General features: G+C 37.5%; 14 protein-coding genes and 3 tRNA genes. 9 read left to right on the top strand and 8 right to left on the bottom strand.

What is annotated here, in order from left to right:
• The first annotated feature begins 380 nt into the window (after window positions 1-380).
• From HX062_RS14050 to HX062_RS14040, 3 genes are all read left to right on the top strand, one after another.
• Window positions 381-3,698, top strand: a complete 3,318-nt coding sequence (locus HX062_RS14050) for an AsmA family protein (RefSeq protein ID WP_286467826.1) — start codon at window positions 381-383, stop codon at window positions 3,696-3,698.
• Window positions 3,699-3,789: 91 nt separating this feature from the next.
• A complete protein-coding gene (def, locus tag HX062_RS14045; protein WP_182628586.1) occupies window positions 3,790-4,380 on the top strand; it encodes a peptide deformylase in 591 nt (196 codons plus the stop codon).
• Window positions 4,370-5,191, top strand: a complete 822-nt coding sequence (locus HX062_RS14040) for a tetratricopeptide repeat protein (RefSeq protein ID WP_286467825.1) — start codon at window positions 4,370-4,372, stop codon at window positions 5,189-5,191. Before def ends, HX062_RS14040 begins: the two co-directional genes overlap by 11 nt.
• Here the strand turns inward: HX062_RS14040 and HX062_RS14035 are convergent.
• On the bottom strand, window positions 5,188-5,871 hold the full coding sequence (locus HX062_RS14035) for a response regulator transcription factor (RefSeq protein ID WP_286467824.1): 684 nt from the start codon (window positions 5,869-5,871) through the stop codon (window positions 5,188-5,190). The genes HX062_RS14040 and HX062_RS14035 overlap by 4 nt on opposite strands.
• Complete coding sequence (locus HX062_RS14030; protein WP_286467823.1) at window positions 5,864-7,195, bottom strand: sensor histidine kinase; 1,332 nt, start codon at window positions 7,193-7,195, stop codon at window positions 5,864-5,866. Before HX062_RS14030 ends, HX062_RS14035 begins: the two co-directional genes overlap by 8 nt.
• 124 nt (window positions 7,196-7,319) lie before the next feature.
• Here HX062_RS14030 and HX062_RS14025 point away from each other — a divergent pair, with 124 nt between their 5' ends.
• A complete protein-coding gene (locus HX062_RS14025; RefSeq protein ID WP_286467822.1) occupies window positions 7,320-9,689 on the top strand; it encodes an outer membrane beta-barrel family protein in 2,370 nt (789 codons plus the stop codon).
• Between the two features lie 172 nt (window positions 9,690-9,861).
• Entirely contained in the window at window positions 9,862-11,334 is a 1,473-nt protein-coding gene (locus HX062_RS14020; protein WP_182628581.1) for an SLC13 family permease, read from the top strand.
• Window positions 11,335-11,444: 110 nt separating this feature from the next.
• Here HX062_RS14020 and HX062_RS14015 read toward each other — a convergent pair whose 3' ends face one another.
• From HX062_RS14015 to HX062_RS13990, 6 genes are all read right to left on the bottom strand, one after another.
• Window positions 11,445-12,194: a glycerophosphodiester phosphodiesterase gene (locus HX062_RS14015; protein WP_182628580.1), complete on the bottom strand. Its 750-nt coding sequence runs from the start codon at window positions 12,192-12,194 to the stop codon at window positions 11,445-11,447.
• Window positions 12,195-12,390: 196 nt separating this feature from the next.
• Window positions 12,391-15,528: a S41 family peptidase gene (locus HX062_RS14010; RefSeq protein ID WP_286467821.1), complete on the bottom strand. Its 3,138-nt coding sequence runs from the start codon at window positions 15,526-15,528 to the stop codon at window positions 12,391-12,393.
• Between the two features lie 166 nt (window positions 15,529-15,694).
• On the bottom strand, window positions 15,695-17,011 hold the full coding sequence (rimO, locus tag HX062_RS14005) for a 30S ribosomal protein S12 methylthiotransferase RimO (RefSeq protein WP_286467819.1): 1,317 nt from the start codon (window positions 17,009-17,011) through the stop codon (window positions 15,695-15,697).
• 305 nt (window positions 17,012-17,316) lie between these two features.
• Window positions 17,317-18,168: a hypothetical protein gene (locus HX062_RS14000; protein WP_182628577.1), complete on the bottom strand. Its 852-nt coding sequence runs from the start codon at window positions 18,166-18,168 to the stop codon at window positions 17,317-17,319.
• Between the two features lie 108 nt (window positions 18,169-18,276).
• Window positions 18,277-19,815, bottom strand: a complete 1,539-nt coding sequence (locus HX062_RS13995; protein ID WP_182628576.1) for an OmpP1/FadL family transporter — start codon at window positions 19,813-19,815, stop codon at window positions 18,277-18,279.
• A 26-nt stretch (window positions 19,816-19,841) separates the two neighbouring features.
• Window positions 19,842-20,855: a hypothetical protein gene (locus HX062_RS13990; RefSeq protein WP_255492483.1), complete on the bottom strand. Its 1,014-nt coding sequence runs from the start codon at window positions 20,853-20,855 to the stop codon at window positions 19,842-19,844.
• Window positions 20,856-20,988: 133 nt separating this feature from the next.
• Here HX062_RS13990 and proS point away from each other — a divergent pair, with 133 nt between their 5' ends.
• The 4 genes from proS to HX062_RS13970 all read left to right on the top strand — a co-directional run bounded on the left by proS (window position 20,989) and on the right by HX062_RS13970 (window position 22,815).
• Window positions 20,989-22,464, top strand: coding sequence for a proline--tRNA ligase (gene proS, locus HX062_RS13985; protein WP_182628574.1), 1,476 nt, complete (start codon window positions 20,989-20,991; stop codon window positions 22,462-22,464).
• Between the two features lie 77 nt (window positions 22,465-22,541).
• Window positions 22,542-22,613, top strand: a tRNA-Glu gene (locus HX062_RS13980).
• 26 nt (window positions 22,614-22,639) lie between these two features.
• Window positions 22,640-22,711 (top strand) — tRNA-Glu (locus HX062_RS13975).
• A gap of 33 nt (window positions 22,712-22,744) precedes the next feature.
• Window positions 22,745-22,815 (top strand) — tRNA-Glu (locus HX062_RS13970).

Genomic DNA, 22,815 nt, shown 5'->3' with positions numbered 1-22,815 from the left:
TACTGCCACATGGTGGGAGAGTATGTCGTCGCCCTTCTTTTGAAAGCCTGATTACGCAAGTAGTCAGGCTTTTTTTTGGTTTACAGTGAATGGTGAATAGTGAGTAGTGAATAGTGAGTAGTACCACTCACCACTTACCACTCACCCTTACCACTCACCACTCACCACACAACCAACAAACCGTGCAAACCGCGCAAAGAACAAACCGCGCAACCAACATTCTTTTTCCCCTTATTTTCTATCTCAATAGTATCTTAATAGTATCTCTTTTCTAAAAAAAATATGTTTTAATTTTTTATAGGGAGAAGATGTTTTACTTTTGCATTATAATTTGTGAAATAATTGGTTTTGTTTCTACGCAATTTGTATAGTTCATCGATATGAGTTTTTCTGGAAAAAAAGTTGTGAAGCGGATCGCTATTGCTTTAGGTGCATTAGTGGTTTTTATTTTAGGTTTACTGTTTGTTTTACCTGTATTTTTTAAAGATACTATTAATGAAGAAGTTAAAAAGCTATTAGCTGAATCCATTGAAGGAGAAGTGGCTTTTGACGATATTTCGGTTTCTTTTTATAAGAATTTTCCCTATTTAACGGCTACAATTCTTCATCCAAGTGTTGAAGGTGTGCAAGTAGATTCCCTTCAACCCATGCATTTGCTACAAGCAAAAGAATTGGGCTTGGGGATTAATATGATGAGTTTGTTAGATTCTAAAATAAGCTTCAATCGTCTATTTATAGATTCGCCTGTCGTTGACCTATTGGTAAATGAAAAAGGCGAGGCCAACTATATGGTTGTCAAAGCTACGGATGATTCACAAGAGGAAGAAAAAGGATTTGATTTGCAAATTGATCAATTAGAGATTAAGAATGCGCAAATTCGCTATTGTGATGAAGCTGGGAATATGCATTTTAATGCTATTAACTTTGACTACTTAGGTAGTGGTAATATGAGTGAAGCTGTATTTCAATTGAAAAGTAAAATACGCGTTCGCTCGTTTGATTTTAGTTTTGACAATGTTTTTTACGTCAAGGACAAACCTTTATTAGCTGATTTAGAAACCTTGATTGATACGAAATCCCTAACCTTTGAATTTCAAAAGAACAATGTCAAAATCAAAGACTTGTTGGTAAGCTTTATTGGTCGTTTTGGATTTATCGAGAATGGGTATGATATGTTGTTTGACATCGATACGGAAAAGGGCAGTTTAAATGAATTGCTTTCGCTAGTACCACCAGAATACCAAAACTGGTTGGATCAAACTCGTTTTGACGGTGTAGTGGATGGTCACTTTAAACTGGAAGGGCAATTTTTGGCCCTAGATACGATTAGACCGTCGATTAACCTAGATTTAGCGATTGCTAATGGACGTATTCAGCATGGTGAAGTACTTGATCCCATTGAAGATTTAACGTTGGATTTTCACTTTAAAATGCCTTCGTTAGACATGGAACAAAGTGAAGTAATTATCGATCAACTTGCTTTTAGTATTGCCGGACGCAAAAGTGATATTAGCCTTCATACTACTGGTTTTGAAACGCCAACCATACAAAGTGCAATCGCTTTGGATTTAGACTTAGAGCTCATCCAAAAAGCGGTTGGATTTACAGGTGTGAACCTAAAAGGGGACTTACAAGTAAAAGGAAAAATTGATGGTCAATATGCTATGGGAGTCGTAGAAACGAGAACACTGCGTACTGTAAAAAGAGATACAGTAATCACGAGTATTCCCACATTTGATTTAGACGGAATGATTCGAAATGGTTACTTTAAATTGGATAGTTTACCTCAAGCATTAGAGCAAATTAGTTTTGATGTCAAAGCAGAAGGAGGAACGAATAAAATTGAAGACATTAAGTTTCGCATTGACAATTTGAATCTTTTGGCCATGGATAATTTTGTCAAAGGACATTTAGCCGTGAATAATTTAAAAACGTATGACGTTGATGCGCGTATAGAAGCGAATGTTGATTTTGAAAACATCAAAGAATTTATTCCTTTTGACGACGCTGTGTTGCGTGGAAATTTGATGATTGATGGAACGGTAAAAGGAAGTTATGAGCCGAAGCGCAAGCGCTTTCCTATCATGAACACCGAAGTAAAATTAAATAATGGGTATGTACAATTGAAGCGATTGCCTGAATTGCCGATAGAAGATATTCAAGTACACATGATCGTTAAGAGTTCCCGTGGATCCATGAATGACCTCTCTATAGAGGTATTGCCTATTAATTTCAAAATAGCAAAAGAACCCTTTCAATTGGCGGCAAGTTTATATAACTTGAATAATTTAAATTACAATATCACCTCAAAAGGGACCATTAATATTGGCGATATATACAAGATATTCAAAGTTGATGGTATTGATGTTCACGGTAGAATTATCACTAGTTTATTTTTGAAAGGATTGCAAAGTGACGCTATAAAAGGTGATTTCGATAAGTTGAAAAACGGCGGAAAATTTGAGGTAGACAACATCAAAATTCACTCTGAACTGTTTCCTTATCCGTTGCACATTAAAAAAGGGGTATTCAAGTTCTTTAAAGAGAAAATGGGCTTTGAGAAATTTGTGGCAACGTATGGAACGTCAGAAATTAATATGAAAGGGTATTTAACCAACGTTATCGATTACATTTTGAAAGAAGATACGTTAAAAGGAAAATTCACCTTTGAAAGTCCGTATTTTAATGTAGATGAATTTATGATGTTTGATTCTAAGGGAAGTTCGACAAATGCTACAGCCTCTTCTTCAGGAACGGGTGTGATTCAGGTTCCTAAAAACTTAAATATTTTATTTGATGCCGATGCTAAGAAGATAAAGTATAGTGAGTACAATTTGGAAAATTTCACTGGTAGTTTATTGGTAAACGGTGGTAAAATAGACTTGCAAAAGACGAATTTTGGATTGATAGGCACCCAGGTAGCTATGAATGGTACCTATGAGCCTACGGGCTTTAGAAAAGCTAAATTTGACTATGCTATTCAAGCGTCTGATTTTGATATTCAAAGGGCCTATAAAGAAATTACTTTGTTTAGAGAAATGGTGAGTATGGCCAAAGATGCCCATGGTCAGGTTTCATTAAACTATGAGTTAAAAGGGGATTTGGATAAAAATATGTTTCCTGTCTTCCGCTCTTTAGAAGGAGGAGGATCTTTAACACTTGAAAATATTGAATTTAAAGGATTCAATTTGCTTGGTGCCATTGCCAAAGAAACGAATACAAAATCGTTAGAAGAAGGGAAAGCAACCGATGTTGAGATTAAAACCACGATTAAAGATAACGTGATGACCATTGAGCGTACCCGAATGAAAATGGCTGGATTTAGACCGAGATTTGAAGGGCAAGTAAGCTTAGATGGTGAAATGAATATCGGCTTGCGATTGGGCTTGCCACCAATGGGAATCATTGGGATTCCGATGAAGATTCAAGGAAATTCCGATAATTTCAAAATTAAATTAGGGCGTTATAAACCGAGTGAAGTATTGGGTAGACCGACGGATGACGACGATGAAGATGACGAGGAGCAACCAGAGGAAGGTATTGAAAGTGGAGCAACGCCTGAAACGGGCGTTACACCAGAGTCTGGAGCAATACCAGAAACAGGAACAGTACCTGAAGCTACACCCAAGGAAGCAACAAAACCGACTGAAGTAACAGCACCCGTTACAAAGGAAAAAATAGCAGAACCAGCAGCATAAAAATAGAAGCTAGAGTGTAATCTCTAGCTTTTATTTTTTTTGCTAGCGGGAGAAATAGTACTTTTACTTTTTGATTTTGAAATAGAAACGTATGATATCTATCCCTTTATTGACTACAGAAGAATTAGCCCTACTAACACAAGGTGCTCAATCAGATCCCTTATATGTGTACCAAAATACGGTAGCGGAGGAGTTGCGTGTATTGCAGGCGAATTGTACCGAGATTAACCCACAAGATCCAAACGTACAATTATTGATCGCCCGAATGTATAAAACAGTTACGGATGGTGAACGTGCAGGTGTTGGTATTGCTGCTCCTCAAGTGGGTATAAATCGACGATTGTTTTTAGTTAAGCGCTTTGACAAACCCAATGAGCCTTTTGAATTTTTTATTAATCCACAAATTGTTTGGTATTCTTCTTTGTTGCAACAAGGCGAAGAAGGGTGTCTGTCTATAGAAAATTGCTACGCCAATGTGTACCGCAGTTTAGCGATTCAGGTGCTGTATTACGATTTAGAGGGCAATCAATATCAAGAAGTTATTGAAGGATATACTGCTGTGATTATACAACATGAATACGATCACCTCAATGGGGTGTTGTTTACTGATCGCATTCAAGAACAAGCAGAGCGACAGTATGCAGATGCTACTTTAGAAACGCCTTTAGTTTATGAAGTTTAAATCGTATAACTTTATTTTATATAGTTGGATATTTGGATGGGGAATACCTTGTTTAGCACAGGTAGATGTTCCCTATTCAATTGCTGATTTGGCATGCCCAACAGACAATAAAGAATTATTAGATTTGTATGAAACGGGTTTTTCTGCCTTGCAACAAACGGCTTATTACAATACGGCAGGGCGAATTTTTTTTCAGATTATTCAGCAAGATAAAAGTCTGTGTGATGCTTACTATTATACCGGTATTGCTTTGACCAAACAAGACAAAGACGCCGCCGCTTACTCCTATTTATACTATGCGGATAGTTTGGCAACTCAACCTCAAATGTCCTTTAAAATTGCCTTAGCAGAATCCGCTTTGCGCATAGGAAATGTGGGACTAGCACGAAAAAAATACGAAGAGATTAAACAATATTTTCCTCAACGTCCTGAAGGATATTACGGATTGAGTTTAACAGCAACATCGATAGGTGATCTTGTGGAGGGATTGGTCAATACAGATCGCACCTTAGCTAAATACAAAAGTACAGGTGGGTTAACACCAGAACGAGAACAAGAAATTTATTTTATCAAGGCCATCCTCTTGCGAATGAATGCGCAATACGAAAAATCGATTGCATTTTTCGAAAAGAGTAAAGAACACTTTGGTACGGCAACAGATTACCTCGCTAATTATGCGCTTGCAACCTATGAGTTATACAAACAAACCCAGGAAGAAAAATGGAAGCGAGAAAGTCAGCATGCGTTAGAGCAAATTCAAGATAAAGACGTACTTAAAGAAGACTTCTTTCTTCAGTTTACGTATGATTAATGCAGTGGACGCGCTAAATCAATCTTGAATCCTACGCCGCGAATGCTACTGATCTGTATAGCATCATCATCGGATAAATACTTGCGCAAACGCGTGACAAAAACATCTAAACTTCTCCCACTAAAGTAATCTGCGGATTGCCATAATTGATTTAGAATTACCTCGCGTTCTACAATGGATCGATCGTGTTGAATGAAAAGCAAAAGCAAATCTCTTTCGCGTTCTGTCAATTGATAGGTTTTTTTGGAAGTTTCTAGACGCAACAAATTGGGTGTAAACACAAAGATTCCCAACTGGTAGGTTTGCATATTTTTCGACTGCGTATACCGAAGAATATTGTCGATGCGCAATTTTAATTCTTCGGGATCACAGGTTTTTGAAACATAATCAGCAGCGCCTAATTTTAATCCTAACAGACGATCGATATTTTGATTTTTAGCTGTTAGAAAAAGAAAGGGAATCTGGGAGTGGTTTTGGTGTATTTCCTTGGCCAAAGTAAATCCGTCTTTCACAGGCAACATTATATCTAAAATTGCTAGATCAAAAGTGTATTGTGCGATTAACGATGCAACATCGGTTGCCGTAGGTGTCCATATGACTTGAAAACCACTGAACTCTAGATATTGCTTGACTACCGTACCATAATCGAGATCATCTTCTACTAGGAGAATTTTATGCATAAGGGAGAAGAATAGTGAAGGTAGAGCCTTCGGTTAATTTACTTTTTAAGTGAACACTGCCTTTTCGCTGTATGGCAATTTGCTTGACTTGATATAAGCCTATACCCAAACCCAGCGTATTGTGAATATTGTGTTGTCTAATGCGATAAAACTTGCGAAAAATTAGATTTTGTTCTCCTTTTTCAATGCCTATCCCATTATCAGTAACCTGTATACACAACTGATTTTTTTCTTTTTTCAATGTACAGCTAATTGCTGTACCTCCATACTTAATGCCATTTTCTATGAGATTCAACAAGATTGTTTCCATTTCTGTTTGTGGGAATTCGAGTACTTCTTCTACTTCCCAATGTATCGTAAAGTGAACTTCAGTGTTCTTGAGCTGTAGATCGGCAATTAACTGCATGAGTTGTGTTTTACTAAACATTTGGTCGGTGATGGAAACGAAGCCTCCTAATTGATTTTGCAAGCGCTCTAAGCGGCTCAATTGACGTTGAATCAATTCTACCGTAGGTGAATTGTATTCTTGTTGCAGGTTATTGCATCCGTATTTCAATGTTGCAATGGGTAGTTTGAACTCATGGGACACATTGTCAACCATATTGTGAAGCGTCCATACTTCTTGTTCTTTCTTTTTGATGGTTTTATAGGTTATAAAATACAAAACTAAAATAAAGGTACAAATGAGGAAAGAACCCAATAGTAGTGGAAATAAATCACGGAAGGCTATGCTGTAAAAATTGAGTACTTGAATGTACTTTTCTTGATTAACTGTAAAGTGATTGCTATAGTCTTCCGGGCAATCTGCACAAAGTTCCTCCTCAGTAGTATGTTTGCTCGTTTCTTCTACTTCCCACTGAGACGTGTTAATACGACTAGCTTCTGTTATTTTTTTTTGTGTTTCTAAAATGGTTACAGGTTCCAGTAGCACATTTTCTTTGGTTGTATTGAGAATTACATGAGTCAAGTCTACGCGATAGGCCACTGCATATCCAAGGTCTTGAAAGGCACTATCTATTTTTTGAGAAGCGTCGAGATTTGCTTGGCGAAAAAAATCTTCATTCTTTGTTTTAATATCTGCAATAGTTGCCTTTTTATACAGTAAATCTATAACGGCTTGATACAGTATATTGTCTTTTTTCTTTGACTTTTTATCAAAAACAAGCACACTTTCCAATGCATCTAACTTCTGGTGGGCAATCGTGTTAACTTCTTTCTTTTTTAAGGCGAGTACTTGAAGAAAATAAAACGTCATTATCCCAATCAAAAGAAGATAGAATACACTAAAGGCAATAAGATAATACTTTGGTTTTGAATACTTCATAGGTGCAAAATTAGCTTAATTTAATGGATTTTACCCCTTGTATTTTGCGTTAACCGTTCATTAACCGTTCGTTAACCCGTTTCAAATTTACTTTATAACACCTTTGTTTTAAATAAATAAAAGTATGGTACGTCTAATTATTATGTTGTTTTTATTGCTGATGTCTGTTTTGGTACAGGCACAAACAACAGATTTTACTACAAAGGGAAGAGTAACGGATGAAAAACAAGAAGGACTAGCTTTTGTTACAGTTGTGTTACAAGATGAAAATGGAACAGTTGTCTCTTCCTTTTATACAAATGAACAAGGTGAATATCAAATTGATTCAAAGGAGAAATTCACAACAGTAACCTTTCACTATATTGGCTATCAGTCTCAAGTTATTGCTGTGAATGAGGGGATTCCTTCTATTCTGAGGTTGGTTGAAGATCCCGTTCTTTTAGATGAAGTCGTGGTTCAAGCAAAACGACCAACGATTAAACGCGAAATAGATCGCTTAGTTTTTAATGTACAAGACACGCCTTTGGCCACCTCAAATGCCTGGGATATTGTTAAACAAACCCCAGGAGTCAATGCCATAGGTGATAATCTGAGTATCAGAGGAAGTCAAAGTATTTTGGTTACGATCAATGATCGCAAGGTCATGCTGTCGGGAGATCAATTGAAAGCGATGTTAGAGGCAACCGAAGGGACACAAGTAGAGGCAGTCGAAGTAATTACCAATCCCCCCGCAAAATATGAAGCCCAAGGAAATGCTGTACTCAATATTAAATTGAAAAAAAATAATTTACTAGGATATAAGGGAAGTTTGTCTAATCGATTTAAACAAACGACGTATGCAATGAATACAATTGCTACGCAACATACGTATTCGGGAGAAAAAATTAATTTATCAGGGAATTATTCCTTTGGAAATGGAACAGGCGTACGCTACAATGAGGATAATGTTTATTATCAAAATGGCGAACGATGGAGTAGTGTGATGACGCGTAAAAATCACATCAAAGGACAACATAATTTCGCTGTAGAAATGGACGTGAAACTCGATACAACCCTGACGCTGACCATTGGTGGCAATGGTTATATCAACGAGCGTAGTAAAGGACATTATGCCATCCCTACTTCGATTTATAATACACAAGAGAGCATAGAGTCTACTTATACCACTTTTAACGATAGACAAGCCAATATGGATTCCTATACGAGTTATTTTTTGGTGGAGAAAATGTTTAATCCTATGAAAAAATTAGTGTGGTCCTCTTATTTTACCTATGAAAACCAAAAGGAGGATCAAGCAGTATTGACTAAACTAAACTTTAAGGATCAACCACTATCGGAACAGTTTTTTGCCACAGATAACAATCAACGTACGCGATTAGCCGTTTCAGGACTCGATTATTCCGTAGACAACGAACATTCAAAAGTTGAAGTAGGAGGTAAATACAGTATAGTAAAAGCTACTTATTTGTTGGATTTCTTTGATCAAGAAGAAGGGATAACGTCCAATAACAAAGAAAAAAGCAATGTTTATGATTATCAGGAAATCAATTGGGCGGGGTATGCTTCGTATACCAAACAATGGAAGAAGTGGCAGGCAAAAGTAGGTGTTAGAGGAGAATATACGGGAATTCAAACCCAAAGTACAGGAGTGGGGAGTAAGGATCAGTCGTATTTCAAAGTGTTTCCTACGGCTTATTTGAAATACGATCTGTCGGATCAACAACAATTGAGTTTTTCCTATAGCAAGCGAATTGACCGACCTTCTTATTCTTGGATGAACCCCGCAAAAAGCTACTATAATTTATTCTCCTATTTTCAGGGAGATGCGAATTTGAAGGCAGCAATCAGCCATAACTTTAGTTTGAACTATACGTTTAATGAATTGAATGTAGAATTTTTTTACAACCGCGAGCTCAATCCTTCCATGGAAATATCCTATCAAGAAGATGAAACCAATATGTTGATCTACCATTATACGAATATCGACAAGCGACAACTAGCGGGTATGGTTGTAAATTATACCTATCAAATTCTACCTCGTTGGTCTATAACTAGTTTTCTATATCTCCAACAGCAAGAAGACTACTTTTATGGCGTAGATCAACAACAGCATAAAAATGAAGCCTTTGTTTTTGGTGGACGAGGGACGACTACTGTAAATTTAGATAAGGACAACAATTGGAAAGCCATGTTAACCTATAATTTTTATACTCCTACGGTTCAAGGGTCTTTTAAAATTAGTGGCTATCAGCGCACAGATTTTATTATGAGTCGAACGTTTAATCAAAAAAAATGGACGGCTAATTTATACGTCTACAATATTTTTGGAAGTGATAGACAGGTAATCAAAACGCAATATGCGAATCAATACAATTATTTCAAAGATTATATGGATACGCAGGGTATAGGTTTTGGATTAAGCTACAGTTTTGGCAATCAGAAGGTAAGATACAGTAGTAAGGAAATAGACATGCAAGAAAAAGATCGTTTATAAGGACATATTTACAGTAGAGCAGAGGAAAGTTAGCATTAACTTTCCTTTTTTACTGGATTTATTAGTAGATATTTTAGTGGTTTTAAGAAAAATAGGGATGAGTTTTTTTGGATAATTGTTAAAATAGATTTTAGTTAGTTATTTCGTAGCTTTGCATAGTAAATGGAATACTATGGAATTTGATTATTTTGACCAGATTCGAAAAATACGAACTGGGATTCGCTTTTATAGCGAATTGTTGATAGAAGCTTCTTGGAATGTATGGAATATCAAAACACGTGTTGGTATTTTCTTTTTTTCATTGGTCATTGCCTTTTTAGGGACGTATTTTCTGACACCAGATGTTTTTTCGGAAGCGCAACGGTACACCTTTTTCATTCTTATTTTTTCCATATTATTGTGGGCTACAGAGGCAATTCCGCCTTTTGCTGTGGGAATTATGATCATCGGTTTTTTGGTCTATACCATGGGAAATATAGAAGGAGCCACGATCTCACCTCAAGAGATTTCCTCTACTTGGTCGGATAGTGTAATTTGGATTTTCTTAGGAGGGTTTTTCCTCAGTGAAGGCATGCGAAAGACGAATCTAGACTTGTCGTTATTTAAAAAGACCATTGCTATATTTGGATCTAATCCCAATAAACTAGTACTTGGAATTATTATAGTGACCTCTGTGTTATCCCTTATTATTTCGAATACGGCGACGGCAGCGATGATTTTAGCTTCGGTTATGCCGTTGATTGAAAGAGAAGGAAAAGATTCGCCTATGTCTAAAGCTATTTTAATTAGTATTCCAGCCGCAGCAACTTTTGCGGGTATGATCAGTATGGTTTCTACGCCTCCCAATTTAATTGTTGTAGACGTTTTAAAGACCAAAGGTTATTCGGTCAATTTTACGCAATGGTTGTTCTTAGGACTTGTTCCTGCTGTGATCTTGCTTGCGGGGTTCTGGTGGGCAGTAGTCAAAAAATATACTTCCAAAGTTGAGGGACTTGATGTTTCATTTGTCAATAAGGCCTTGGAAATGACGAATAGTATGCGTTTACAGCGCTTAGCTGTTATTGTCATTCTCGTTGTTACAGTGGGCATGTGGATGTTTGGAACAAAGTACCATATTCCGACTGCTGGAGCGGCAATGGTTCCCATTATGTTTTTGCCTATGTTGGGCATTATTACGGCAGAAGATGTGCGAAAACTGCCTTGGGATACGCTTATGTTGGTGGCGGGGGGATTGTCATTGGGTATTGCCATCAAAGAGTTACTAGCCCCGTACTATTCTCAGTTTTTAGCTGGAGCTGAGTTTAATGTTGTGATAATGATGATTGTATTTGCTGTAATTACGGTTTTATTCTCTAATATCATGAGTAGTACTGCAACTGCAACAATTTTAATTAATATAGCAGCCATTGTATTGCCAGTAGATCAATTGTTGCCCGTAGGGCTTGTTGTGGGACTTTGTGCATCTTGTGGTTTGTTTTTACCTGTTTCTACGCCACCCAATGCGATTGTATTCGGTACAGGCATGCTCAAACAAAAAGACTTTCGATTAGGGGGGATATTCGGTGCCCTTGTTGGTACTATCGTCATCATTCTATGGGTGTTGTTCTTACAAGAGTGTACTAACTTTTTTGAGTATTTGAGCTAGATTAGACACAGTCTCACAAAGTGTGTAACTAAAAAAAATAAGCTTGGGTTTAAACCCAAGCTTATTTTTAACGCAGGCAGTTTTTAGTACAGTGGCTAAAAACTTCCCTATTAAATTCGTTCTGGAAAATTGGTAATAATCCCATCGACTTTTAGTTTTTTCATGCGTTCAATGTCTTTAGTATCATTAACGGTCCAAGGGTATATTTTGAGTTTTTCTTTTTTAATTAAAGCGGTATTCTCGGTGTTGAGCATTTTGTGATACGGATTAATTGCTTTAGCTTGAATACTCAAAGCAAATTCGATTGCATCTTCAGGCTTTTTTTCTGTTAAAACGGCTAAAGGAAGTAAAGGATCGAGATCATGTGCAATTTTTAATTCTTCCCACTTAAAGCTGGACAAGATAAAATCGTCATAACTCCACCCTCTTTCCATGAAATTGTGAATAATTCGATGCGTGTCTACGGCGGTATTACTACCTTTTAATTCAATATTTAACACTGATTTTCGGCCTATAGCATCAATAACTTCTTCTAAGGTGGGGATTTTATATTTACCACCAACTACTACATACTCTAGTTCTTCAAGTGTATAGCTCTCAATACGTCCTTTGGCGTTGCTTACTCGGTCGAGTGTTTCATCGTGAAAAACAACAAGTTCTCCACTTTTTATCTTATAGACATCAATTTCAATCATATCACATTGTAAATCAATGGCTTTATTGACTGATTCAACCGTGTTTTCTGTAATGTGTCCCATGGCACCTCGATGTCCAATACGCAGCGTTTTGGATTCTTGTGCAATTGCTGTCGACGTGATGATTGTACAGAGTATAGATAAAAAGGGTGCGTTTAATTTCATGTTCAAGGTATTGATTAGTGAAAAGCAAAAGTGGATAAATTATACAGAAAGACGATTATCCAAGGATTATCATACTGTAAACAAAATGAAAAGTCTTTCCGCTTCACTCAATCCAAACTTTAGGTTTAATATAGGGACAATTGAATAAAAAAGCGAACTTTTTTATAAAAAAATTCGCCTTTTAAGTAGATATCTACTAAAGTAGATCGTTTAGTATTTCTTTTACAGCACGTGCTAACTGAGGATCTTCATCTCGTAGGCGGTGCATAAATGTATTCTTGACATAGATATCAGGAGCAACTCCTGTTTTTTCTAGATTATCACCATCCAATGTGTAAGTACCCCAAGAAGGTAAGCGATAATTCGAGCGGTCAACAAGTGATTTGCCAGAGGTAAAGATGATCCAACGATAGGTTTCTTGTCCGATAATCTTTCCTAATTTTAAGGCTTTAAATCCTGCTGCCGTCATTTCAGCATCACTCAGTGAAAATTCGTTGATCAACAGTACAATTGGCTTTCCACTTGGGCTAAAATTACTCTGCATAGTCAGTTTCCCTTCTCTATACTTCCATTGGAGGTAGGGGCGTTGTGCTAAGAAGTTTAGTACTTTGTCGTGTACATTTCCCCCAGTATTAAAGCGTAGATCCAAAATTACCCCTTCTTTGTGGTGTTCTTGCTCTACCATATCCAATAAGAAAGAATCCAGTTCATTCGACCCCATGTTTTTCATGTAACTATAGGCAATTCTGTTGTTACTCCACTCGTTCACACGTTGCTTGTTTTGGTAAATCCACTCGTCATACAGCAGGTTTTTCTGTGCTGTAAATGAAATGGGATGAAGTTTTACCTTTATTTCTTTTGTATGGCGTAAAAAGGTTAACTCTATTTCTTCTTGGGTAGGAGCAAACGTAAAATAAGCATCGCGGTTTTGTGTAGTATTTACTTTCTGCCCATTAACATGCGTCAGAATATCACCTTGTTGCACTGTACTATCTTTTGTTGCTGCAGGAGATTTGCGCAGTATACGCGCTACTTCATATGGATTCGATGCCGAGAAAATGACTCCAGTTTCTACAGTATTGTACTGTAGTCTTGTTTTTTCTTCTTCTCCCATTGTGGTAAAGCCCAAATGAGACGACCCCAATTCACCTAGCATATCATTGAGTAAAACACGAAGATCATTTCTATTGTTTACATAAGGAAGAAAAGAGGCAAAATATTCTTTTGTTTTCTTCCAATCCACCCCATGAAAGGTTTCATCATAAAAGTTCTCTTCTACACCAGCCCAGGTTTCTTCGAACATTTGACTGAACTCTTCCGCTAAATTTTTAGTAAACGAATAATCGATATTGATCTTCTCTGGTGTGCCTTTATCTAAAGCAAATTTGTAGATATTATTGCCACTTAATGCGTAGATATTCTTTTCTTTTTTGCGAAGGGAGTTAAGGAATAGGTCTGAAATTTTTTCGGTTTTCTCTTTTTCGAAATTCTCATAAATTTTTCGATATAACCTATATTTCCCACTCTCTTGATTAGAAGCGTAAAAGACGTATTCTTTGTTGTCTTCATGAAATACGGTTGGACTTAGTTGATTGCCAAATTTATCGCTGACTAATTCAATGCGGTCTAGTATATCTTGGGTATTGATTTGAACGACAACAGCTGTTGAGTTTTGTTCTTTTTTCTTGTTATTCTGTTTGTCTTTTTCTTTGTCATCTTCTTTTTTGTCGATGAATAATTGATCAAATTGATCTGATTTAAAAGGATCAGCATACCAATCTAAAGCTAGGCGATAGATACTTGCATTTTGCATTCCCATCGGATAAGAAGGGTTTAAACGATCACTTGTAAAGTAGATGTATTTACCCGAAGGCGACCAGGTAGGGTTTGTTTCTGAAACTCCTGTATTGGTTAAATTGAGGGTTTCTTTTTTCTTGATGTTATACAGAAAAATGTCATCCTCAAAGTTGCGTTTTGCGGTAAAAAGGACATAGGCTCCATCAGGTGAAAATGAAGGTGGAGCACTTTGAAACGCCCATATTTCATCTTTAATTATCGTTTCTGAAGTAAAGGTTTTTAGATCGAGTAGGCGAATTTCATCTCGTCCGCTACTGTAAACGGCTTGCGTTAAATTAGCATTAAACGCGAGGTCGCGATTGTTTCGCGTATCAAAGGTAAGTTGTTTTGCTTTTTCTTTGCCATGGGCAGCCAGGGTAAACCAGTTTTGATACCCTTGGTAGGTTTGACTAAAGATAAGAGTCTCATTGTCTTTTAACCATTGTACTTCCATAGCGCGCTCTTTTCCATCCGTGACTGGTCGCACAAATTTACCTTCTATATCTGATACAAAAACGATGCCCCTACTTATGAAAGCAAGTTTCTTCCCATCAGGTGAAATCGAAAAGAAACTGATGTTGTCTGCCACAGCAAAGGTTTGTTCTTTTTCAAGAGTAGCATTGGTATGTAAGTTGATATCAAGCGGTTGAATTTGCGCAGATTGAGTATCAAATACCACCAATTGATAATCTTTTTCAAAGATTACTTTGCTACCATCTGCTGATACGAAGGGTTTTTTGATGGAAGAATCAAAGGCAGTAAGCGCCGTCTTTACACCATTTTTGAACGTATATAAATTGTAATGCCCATTGTTTTCGTCTGAAATAAAGTAGATGACACCTTGACGATCAATTGTAGCATTGAAATCTTTTCCGTTGTAATCCGTATATTGTTTAAAGACTTGTGTTGTTGGATTATACCCTAAAATATCAGGATTGTTCTCTCCTTTGTACCGTTTGCGCGTGAGCTGATTAGCGCTTTCTGTCGAATTTGTAAAAAGGTATTCCCCTGCAGGTGTTTCAACCAAACCGTTGGTATTGTTGAAATAGTTGGTAAATAGAGGAGAGGGCGTGCCGCCGTCTTTATTTATCTTGAAGGAAGCGTAATTGTTGTAGGCATTACTCGTAAAGTAAATCGTTTCGCTATCCCAGCTCCAGCTTTCCATTTCATCAGATGCTTGATGATACGTGAGCTGTTGAATAGGGCCTCCCGCTAAAGGCATGATAAAAATATCTTTATTGCCGTATTGATCTGAGCTAAATGCCAACCATTTGCCGTTGGGGGATACTCTAGGGGTAGTCTCATTTCCTGGTAAAGCCGTCAAACGGACTGCTTCTCCTCCTTGTGTAGGCACTTGCCATATGTCACCGTCAAAACTAAAGTAAGCCGTAGTGCCATCAGGGCTTAGCGAAGGGGTTGAGGTAAAGTGTACCTGTTGTTGCCCCCACAACATTGAAGTTAGTGTTAAGGTTAGAAGCGAAATCGTATGTTTTATCATAATCCTATATTTTTTCTAAACTTAAAACTATTTTAAAGAAACCCCAAGTTGTTGAGTATAGTTTGTTGTTTTACTCAGGTTACGATTCGCAAGGTTTGTTAGCTGTATGAATTGCTTTTATCTAAATGATCAAAAAAAACGCTACCTGAAAAGGCAGCGTTTTTTGTTATTTATTTTCTGGACTTCCGTACAAATCAAATTCTGTTGCTTCATCAATGGTGATATTGGCAAATTCTCCAATTTTTAGGTAGTGTTTAGTAGCATCAATTAAAACTTCGTTGTCTACATCGGGGCTATCAAATTCTGAACGGCCAATGAAGTGATTTCCTTCTTTTCTATCAATAATACAACGGTAGGTATTTCCAATTTTTTCTTGATTCAATTCCCAAGAGATTTGTGCTTGTATTTCCATAATCTCATTGGCACGCGCTTGTTTCACCTCTTGAGGAACATCGTCTTCTAATTGGTAAGCATGCGTATTTTCTTCATGAGAATAGGTAAAACAACCCAAACGCTCAAAACGCATTTCTTGTACCCAATCTTTTAGGATTTGAAAATCTTCTTCCGTTTCACCTGGATATCCAACGATTAGCGTTGTTCGGATGGCCATTCCAGGAACAGCTGCTCTGAAATCATTTAACAATTTTGTTGTTTTAGCCTGTGTAGTACCACGGCGCATTGATTTCAAAATATTGTCCGAAATATGTTGTAGAGGGATGTCAATGTAATTACAAATTTTAGGCTCGCGCTTCATTAATTCTAATACATCCATAGGGAAACCAGTAGGGAAGGCATAGTGTAGACGAATCCATTCAATACCTTCAACTTTTGTAAGGTTTTCGAGTAATTCCGCTAAGTTTCTTTTTTTGTATAAGTCTAATCCGTAATAGGTTAAGTCTTGAGCGATAAGAATCAATTCTTTTACGCCATTTTTAGCTAAACCTTCGGCTTCTTTTACCAATTTTTCAATAGGTTGAGAAATGTGTTTTCCACGCATAATAGGAATTGCACAGAAACTACATGGACGGTCACATCCTTCTGCAATTTTTAAATAAGCATAGTTTTTGGGTGTTGTTGTTAAACGCTCACCTAAAAGTTCATGTCTATAATCTGCACCTAATGCTTTTAATAAAAGAGGTAAATCGGTAGTACCGAAGTACTGATCTACATTGGGGATTTCTGCTTCTAAATCAGGCTTGTATCGTTCAGATAAACAGCCTGTTACAAAAACTTTATCTACAACACCTTGCTCTTTTTTGTCAACGTACTCCAATATTGTATTAACCGATTCAGCTTTTGCATTGTTAATAAATCCACAGGTGTTGATTACAATAATATTTGCTTCGTCGTTCGCTGCTTCGTGTGTAACGTCTTTCCCACTAGCTTTTAACTGTCCCATTAACACTTCACTGTCGTAAAGGTTTTTAGAACAACCTAGGGTTACAACGTTTATCTTGTTCTTTTTTAAAGATTTAGTTCTCATTTGTTTGAAAAAATTGGACTGCAAAAGTACATTTTTTTTCTTTATAGCGAAGAAGCTTTTTGAGAATTATAAGAACTCTTGAGTTAATCTAAAATGATTCCGTTTTAGCAACCTCGTAAAACAAAGTGTTCGAGTCAAAAACGAGGCTAGTGAACAGGGAATTACTTTTATTGCGTGGTTCCTACCCTGTGTGTAGTGGATATAAAAAAACAGTAGTACACCAAAGCGTACTACTGTTCTATTTTGTATGTTAAATGCGCAATCCTGTATCGGTTGATTAGAACGCATTATGTGTTTAAAGGAGGTTATAATTTAAAAATACCACCAAAAGCTATAACGGTTTGTCCAAACCAGAAGTTGTGGAATGCTTTGTCTTTTTTGCTTGCTGTTGTGCGTACATCATACATATCAATAAATCCTCCTTTTAGTTCAGCTTGAACGAAGAAATGTTTAAAGAAGGTAACGTTTAAACCAGCTTTAGCAGAGAAACCTAATCCAGAAACGTGAAATTCGTCGTAGCGTTCTTTTCCTAAAAGCGTTGTATTTGTTTTAGGGTATATAATACCAAAACCAACACCTTCCGTTAAGTTGATTTGGATTTTATCCGTGTTGTAAATATTGAATAGTTTCGAGATATCATCGACGCGGTTGATTTCTACGTTGAGGTAGTTCAATCCGTCAGTATGCTCAAACTTCAGAAATTCTTCTGTTAATTTTACTTGATCAGGATGGCCTGCCACTTGTTCACCATAGCTGCCTTGTCCGTAGTATTCGCCGGTATAGTTTACTATTTGATTTTGGCGCATCACGTATTTCATGTGATCCACACCAATGGAGATATTGTATTTATCGGTGATAAAATATCCAATTCTCAAGTTGGTTTGTGGAATAGTCATTCGTCCTGGGTTGATATAATCTACGTGCCATCCTTTTGGCTTGTCGTCTGCTTTTACATCTTTGATGGTAAAATCGTAGTTTTCTCCTCTAAATCGGATGTCTGAATTGGTAAAATATCCTCTATTTCCTCCCCAGTATATATAAAATTTACCTTTATTTGAGGCTGTATAACGCAAAGGCGTAGTGGCTGTCTCTTGTGCAAATCCTACTGTAGTTGCCAATAAGCATACGCTAGCAATAATTTTTAAAAAGGCTTTCATTCGTTTGAATTTTTTAATTTCTAAAATTTGATGCAAAAATACAATAAAAAAATCTCTTTAAGAGTTTATCCTTAAAGAGATTCATAGTATTAAAAGTTCTAAATGAAATTAGAAATTGATGTTGTAAGATAAGCTAAACCAATTTTCCTTCATCTTCCACGTTCCGTATGAATATAGGTCATTTGCCTTCAAATCTAGCACACTTGTTTTATAATCACGGGCTGTGTGACTATAAGCAAAGTCCAATCTTGAATTGCCAAATTCATAGCCAATACCTGCGGAGAAACTGTTGAGGTCACCGGTGTATTTAATATTTTTGTACGGGCTTTCTTCGTATCGATATCCCGCTCTAAAACTAACTTGTTTCACGCGATATTCCGCACCAATACGCAATTCACTTGCCGTTTTCATTTCCGCTGCATAAAAGTCGTTCAACATGCTATAGGTGTTGTCTTTTTTAGGGCTGAACTTAGCATTACTGTGATCTTTAATACCGTAATCCACACTGATTAATCCGCGTTTATTGAAAACATACGCCAAACTTCCAGTGTATTTAGCAGGTGTTTTTAATCGATATCGATCGTAAATATTAACTACGTCTGGATAGATAGCGCGGTCTTCGTTATTGTTAAATCGCGTTGTGTATAGGCCTTGCGTCAATTCGTCGTGTAAGTTGTACCAAGTAGGAGATTCGTAGGCTACCCCAGCTCTCAACTCATCCGTTACTTGTCCGATCACCCCTAAATTTAAAGAGAAACCAGTACCATAGGTATAAAGGTAGTTAGAAAACTCAATGCGCTGAATCATATCTTTATTCAAGCTCGATTGGTTCATTTCGACGGCATGCGACGTTTGAGTAAAATCGACCACGTGTAAATTCAGATTACCTCCAACAAAGATGCGATCGCCTAATTGGGCAGCAAAGTTACCTGAAAACTTACTGTTATAACCACTAGAGCTCACGTATTTTCCCTGTGCGTAAATGTCGGTATTACTGCCAAAGTTTCGCGTGTATTCTCCATCTGCTTGCCCTGGATTGATGATGAAACCTTCATATCCCAAAAAGGCTTGTTGACCAGGAAATCCTTGATAATATCCAGCATTCATATAACCTTCATGAATATTCGGACTGTTTAAAATGTCATGTGGAACTTGATGCTGAATTGCGGATTGATAGAAATATTCGCCAAGAGAGGTGCTTTGTCCTGCTCCTAGCATGTTGTAATCATTATTTAAGTTTTTGCTGCTCTCATAGTTAAAACCAACCGTAAATTTCTTCATCAGAGCAGAAGGGTCATTGGAATTAAATACGAAAATAGCGCCTACTTGTCCAACGTCAACTCCTGTGTAGTTTTTGGATGTAGTTTGGTTCAAGTAGTTTATTTTGTTGTCTTTATTGACCACAGATAAACTAAAAGTCGCTTGGTTGTAGTTGAAAATCGCACCTCCAGCTGGGTTGATTTTTAAGGCAGATAAGTCCCCTCCAACAGCTCCAAAGGCACCACTCATTCCTCTAAAACGCGCCGTACCATTCAGGTCTGAATCAGAATACCTCGAAATGTCTAAGGGGTTGTTTTCTTGTGCTTGTAAAGCTCCTATAGTTAGCAGTGTTGCACCTACTCCAAGAATAAATTTATTTATATACATAATGTGTTTCAAATAAGTTAATAGAATTATCTACTGCGAGAACTGCTGCTACGGCTACTTCCTCCACCGCCGCTATAGCTACTTCTTGAACTACCCGATGAACTTGATCGGCTGTAATTACTACCTGAAGAACTTGATCGGCTATAGCTGCTATTCGAAGAGTTTGATCGACTATAACTACTGCCTGAAGAGTTCGAACGGCTGTAATTGCCAGATGAATTTCCGCGGTTGTAGTTGCTAGACGAATTGGAACGACTGTAGTTGTTTGACGTATTAGGTCTACTGCTGTTGTAGTAGTTTCCATTGGTTGTGCCACTTGAGTTTCCACGCGAATAATAGTTGTTACTTCCGCTGGTCGAAGTAGGACGAGTTCCTTGATATGAAGATCTCGAATAGTAGTTATTTGAATTTGACGTGCTATTTGATCTCGAGTAATAATTCGTATTTCTTACGCTGTTGCCATTGTAAGAAGATCTTGAGTTACTGCTGCCGTTATACGAAGATCTTGATCCCGTTGCATGGTGTACATAGTAAGGTCTTGTGTAGTAAGGGTAATAGTAGCCGCCACCATAATAGGGGTAACCACCATAGTAATTGTTGTACCAAGGGCGATAGTATCCACCCCAGCCCCAGCCAAAACCAAAGCTTAATCCCCAGCCTCCACCATAGTAATACGGATCGTAGAAAGGATCATAATACCCATACCCCCAATACGGTCTGAAACCGTTGTTGTAGTAGTTGACTTGAATACTTGTGGGCTCCGAACCCCATGAACCATAACTTACAGCCCTATTGGGTTGATTGTTTATTATACTGTCATTTACAGGCGAATTATAGGCATTTACATCCGTGAAATAATCCATATCTTGGTTTAAAGAGGCGAAGTAGTTCTCATAGTAATTACCCGAATTGTTACCTGTATAGGGGTCGGCTTGTGTGCGTTGACCATAAATGCCATCTTGAGGAAAGGTAGCGTTATGATATGAGCCACAAGAAATAGCGAATCCTCCTAGAAGTAAGAAAAGGCTGATTCTTCTCATCTTTCGTGTTAATTGAAGAATTGTAGTCATTTTCGATGGGATTTTAATTGTTGTTAAAAACAAATTTAGTTACTTTTGTCGAATTATTATAGTTAATTAAGAGTTAAACAACTTAACTGCTAATATATTAAAAATGAGCAAGAATATTACTAAGAGAAGTGAGGACTATTCGAAATGGTACAATGAGCTTGTTGTAAAAGCTGATTTGGCCGAAAATTCGGGAGTTCGAGGATGTATGGTTATTAAACCATATGGCTATGCGATTTGGGAGAAAATGCAAGCAGAGTTAGATAAGAAGTTCAAGGAAACTGGACATCAAAACGCGTATTTCCCCTTATTCATCCCCAAGTCTTATTTTAGTAAAGAGGCAAGTCATGTGGATGGGTTTGCAAAGGAGTGTGCTGTAGTGACTCATTACCGTTTAAAAACGGCAGAAGATGGAAAGACAATTGAAGTAGATCCAGAGGCGAAGTTAGAGGAGGAATTAATTGTTCGCCCTACGTCAGAAACGATTATTTGGGATACCTATAGAAAGTGGATTGAATCATATCGTGATTTGCCAATTTTAGTCAATCAATGGGCTAATGTAGTGCGTTGGGAAATGAGAACGCGTTTGTTTTTGAGAACATCAGAATTTTTATGGCAGGAAGGACATACGGCTCATGCTACAGAGCGTGAGGCGGTGGCAGAAGCAGAGCAAATGCTAGACGTATATGCAGATTTTGCAGAAAACTTCATGGCTATTCCAGTCGTAAAAGGATTCAAAACGGAGAACGAGCGTTTTGCAGGAGCAATTGAAACATATTGTATTGAAGCGTTAATGCAAGATGGTAAGGCGCTACAAGCGGGAACATCTCACTTTTTAGGGCAAAACTTTGCCAAAGCCTTTGACGTGAAGTTTACGAGTCAAGAAGGAAAACAAGAATATGTGTGGGCAACATCATGGGGAGTAAGTACCCGCTTAATGGGAGCTTTGGTGATGACACATTCCGATGACAATGGATTAGTTTTACCACCCAACTTAGCACCTATTCAAGTTGTGATTGTGCCGATTCACAAAACGGATGAGCAGTTAGAGGCGATTCGCGAAGAAGTGAAAAAAGTAACCGATCGATTGAAAAAATTGAATATTTCGTTTAAGTTTGACGATCGCACGACGTTCAAGCCAGGATGGAAATTTAACGAATACGAGTTAAAAGGAGTGCCATTGCGTATTGCAATTGGACCAAAAGACTTGGAAAACGGTACATTTGAAGTCGCACGTCGCGATACATTCACCAAAGAGATTGTAGCAAAAGACGATATTGTTACTTATGTGCAAGATATGCTAGAGGAGATTCAGGCGAATTTATTCAATAAAGCGAAGGAATACAGGGATTCGCATATTACAGAGGCGAATTCATTTGAGGAGTTCAAAGATTTATTGGAAAATAAAGGAGGCTTTATTGCTGCGCATTGGGATGGTACTATTGAGACAGAAGAGAAGATAAAAGACTTGACTAAGGCTACAATTCGCTGTATTCCAATTGATAGAAAAGAGGAAGACGGATTTTGCGTGTTAACAGGTGCGCCTTCGAAAGGACGCGTATTGTTCGCAAAAGCGTATTAGAAATAAAAATTTTTGTTTTTTCTCTTGCGGGTTTAAAAATATATTGTACTTTTGCATCCGCGTTAGATAAACAAAATGGTCCGTTCGTCTAGGGGTTAGGACGCCAGGTTTTCATCCTGGTAACAGGGGTTCGATTCCCCTACGGACTACAAGTTCTTTGGAAGCTAACGCATTTGGTCCGTTCGTCTAGGGGTTAGGACGCCAGGTTTTCATCCTGGTAACAGGGGTTCGATTCCCCTACGGACTACAGATTCTTTTTAGAATTGAATAATGCTTTTTTGGTCCGTTCGTCTAGGGGTTAGGACGCCAGGTTTTCATCCTGGTAACAGGGGTTCGATTCCCCTACGGACT

Origin of the sequence: Myroides sp. DF42-4-2 (assembly GCF_030326445.1) — a bacterium.
GTDB lineage: Bacteria > Bacteroidota > Bacteroidia > Flavobacteriales > Flavobacteriaceae > Flavobacterium.
This window is presented reverse-complemented; position numbering and strand designations above follow the sequence as displayed.

Coding starts and splice junctions, on each gene's coding strand:
- HX062_RS14015 (WP_182628580.1), bottom strand. CDS start 12,194: ATGAAATTAAACGCACCCTTTTTATCTATACTCTGTACAATCATCACG.
- HX062_RS14025 (WP_286467822.1), top strand. CDS start 7,320: ATGGTACGTCTAATTATTATGTTGTTTTTATTGCTGATGTCTGTTTTG.
- HX062_RS14035 (WP_286467824.1), bottom strand. CDS start 5,871: ATGCATAAAATTCTCCTAGTAGAAGATGATCTCGATTATGGTACGGTA.
- HX062_RS14010 (WP_286467821.1), bottom strand. CDS start 15,528: ATGATAAAACATACGATTTCGCTTCTAACCTTAACACTAACTTCAATG.
- rimO (WP_286467819.1), bottom strand. CDS start 17,011: ATGAGAACTAAATCTTTAAAAAAGAACAAGATAAACGTTGTAACCCTA.
- HX062_RS14000 (WP_182628577.1), bottom strand. CDS start 18,168: ATGAAAGCCTTTTTAAAAATTATTGCTAGCGTATGCTTATTGGCAACT.
- HX062_RS14040 (WP_286467825.1), top strand. CDS start 4,370: ATGAAGTTTAAATCGTATAACTTTATTTTATATAGTTGGATATTTGGA.
- HX062_RS13990 (WP_255492483.1), bottom strand. CDS start 20,855: ATGAGAAGAATCAGCCTTTTCTTACTTCTAGGAGGATTCGCTATTTCT.
- HX062_RS14020 (WP_182628581.1), top strand. CDS start 9,862: ATGGAATTTGATTATTTTGACCAGATTCGAAAAATACGAACTGGGATT.
- HX062_RS13995 (WP_182628576.1), bottom strand. CDS start 19,815: ATGTATATAAATAAATTTATTCTTGGAGTAGGTGCAACACTGCTAACT.
- proS (WP_182628574.1), top strand. CDS start 20,989: ATGAGCAAGAATATTACTAAGAGAAGTGAGGACTATTCGAAATGGTAC.
- HX062_RS14030 (WP_286467823.1), bottom strand. CDS start 7,195: ATGAAGTATTCAAAACCAAAGTATTATCTTATTGCCTTTAGTGTATTC.
- def (WP_182628586.1), top strand. CDS start 3,790: ATGATATCTATCCCTTTATTGACTACAGAAGAATTAGCCCTACTAACA.
- HX062_RS14050 (WP_286467826.1), top strand. CDS start 381: ATGAGTTTTTCTGGAAAAAAAGTTGTGAAGCGGATCGCTATTGCTTTA.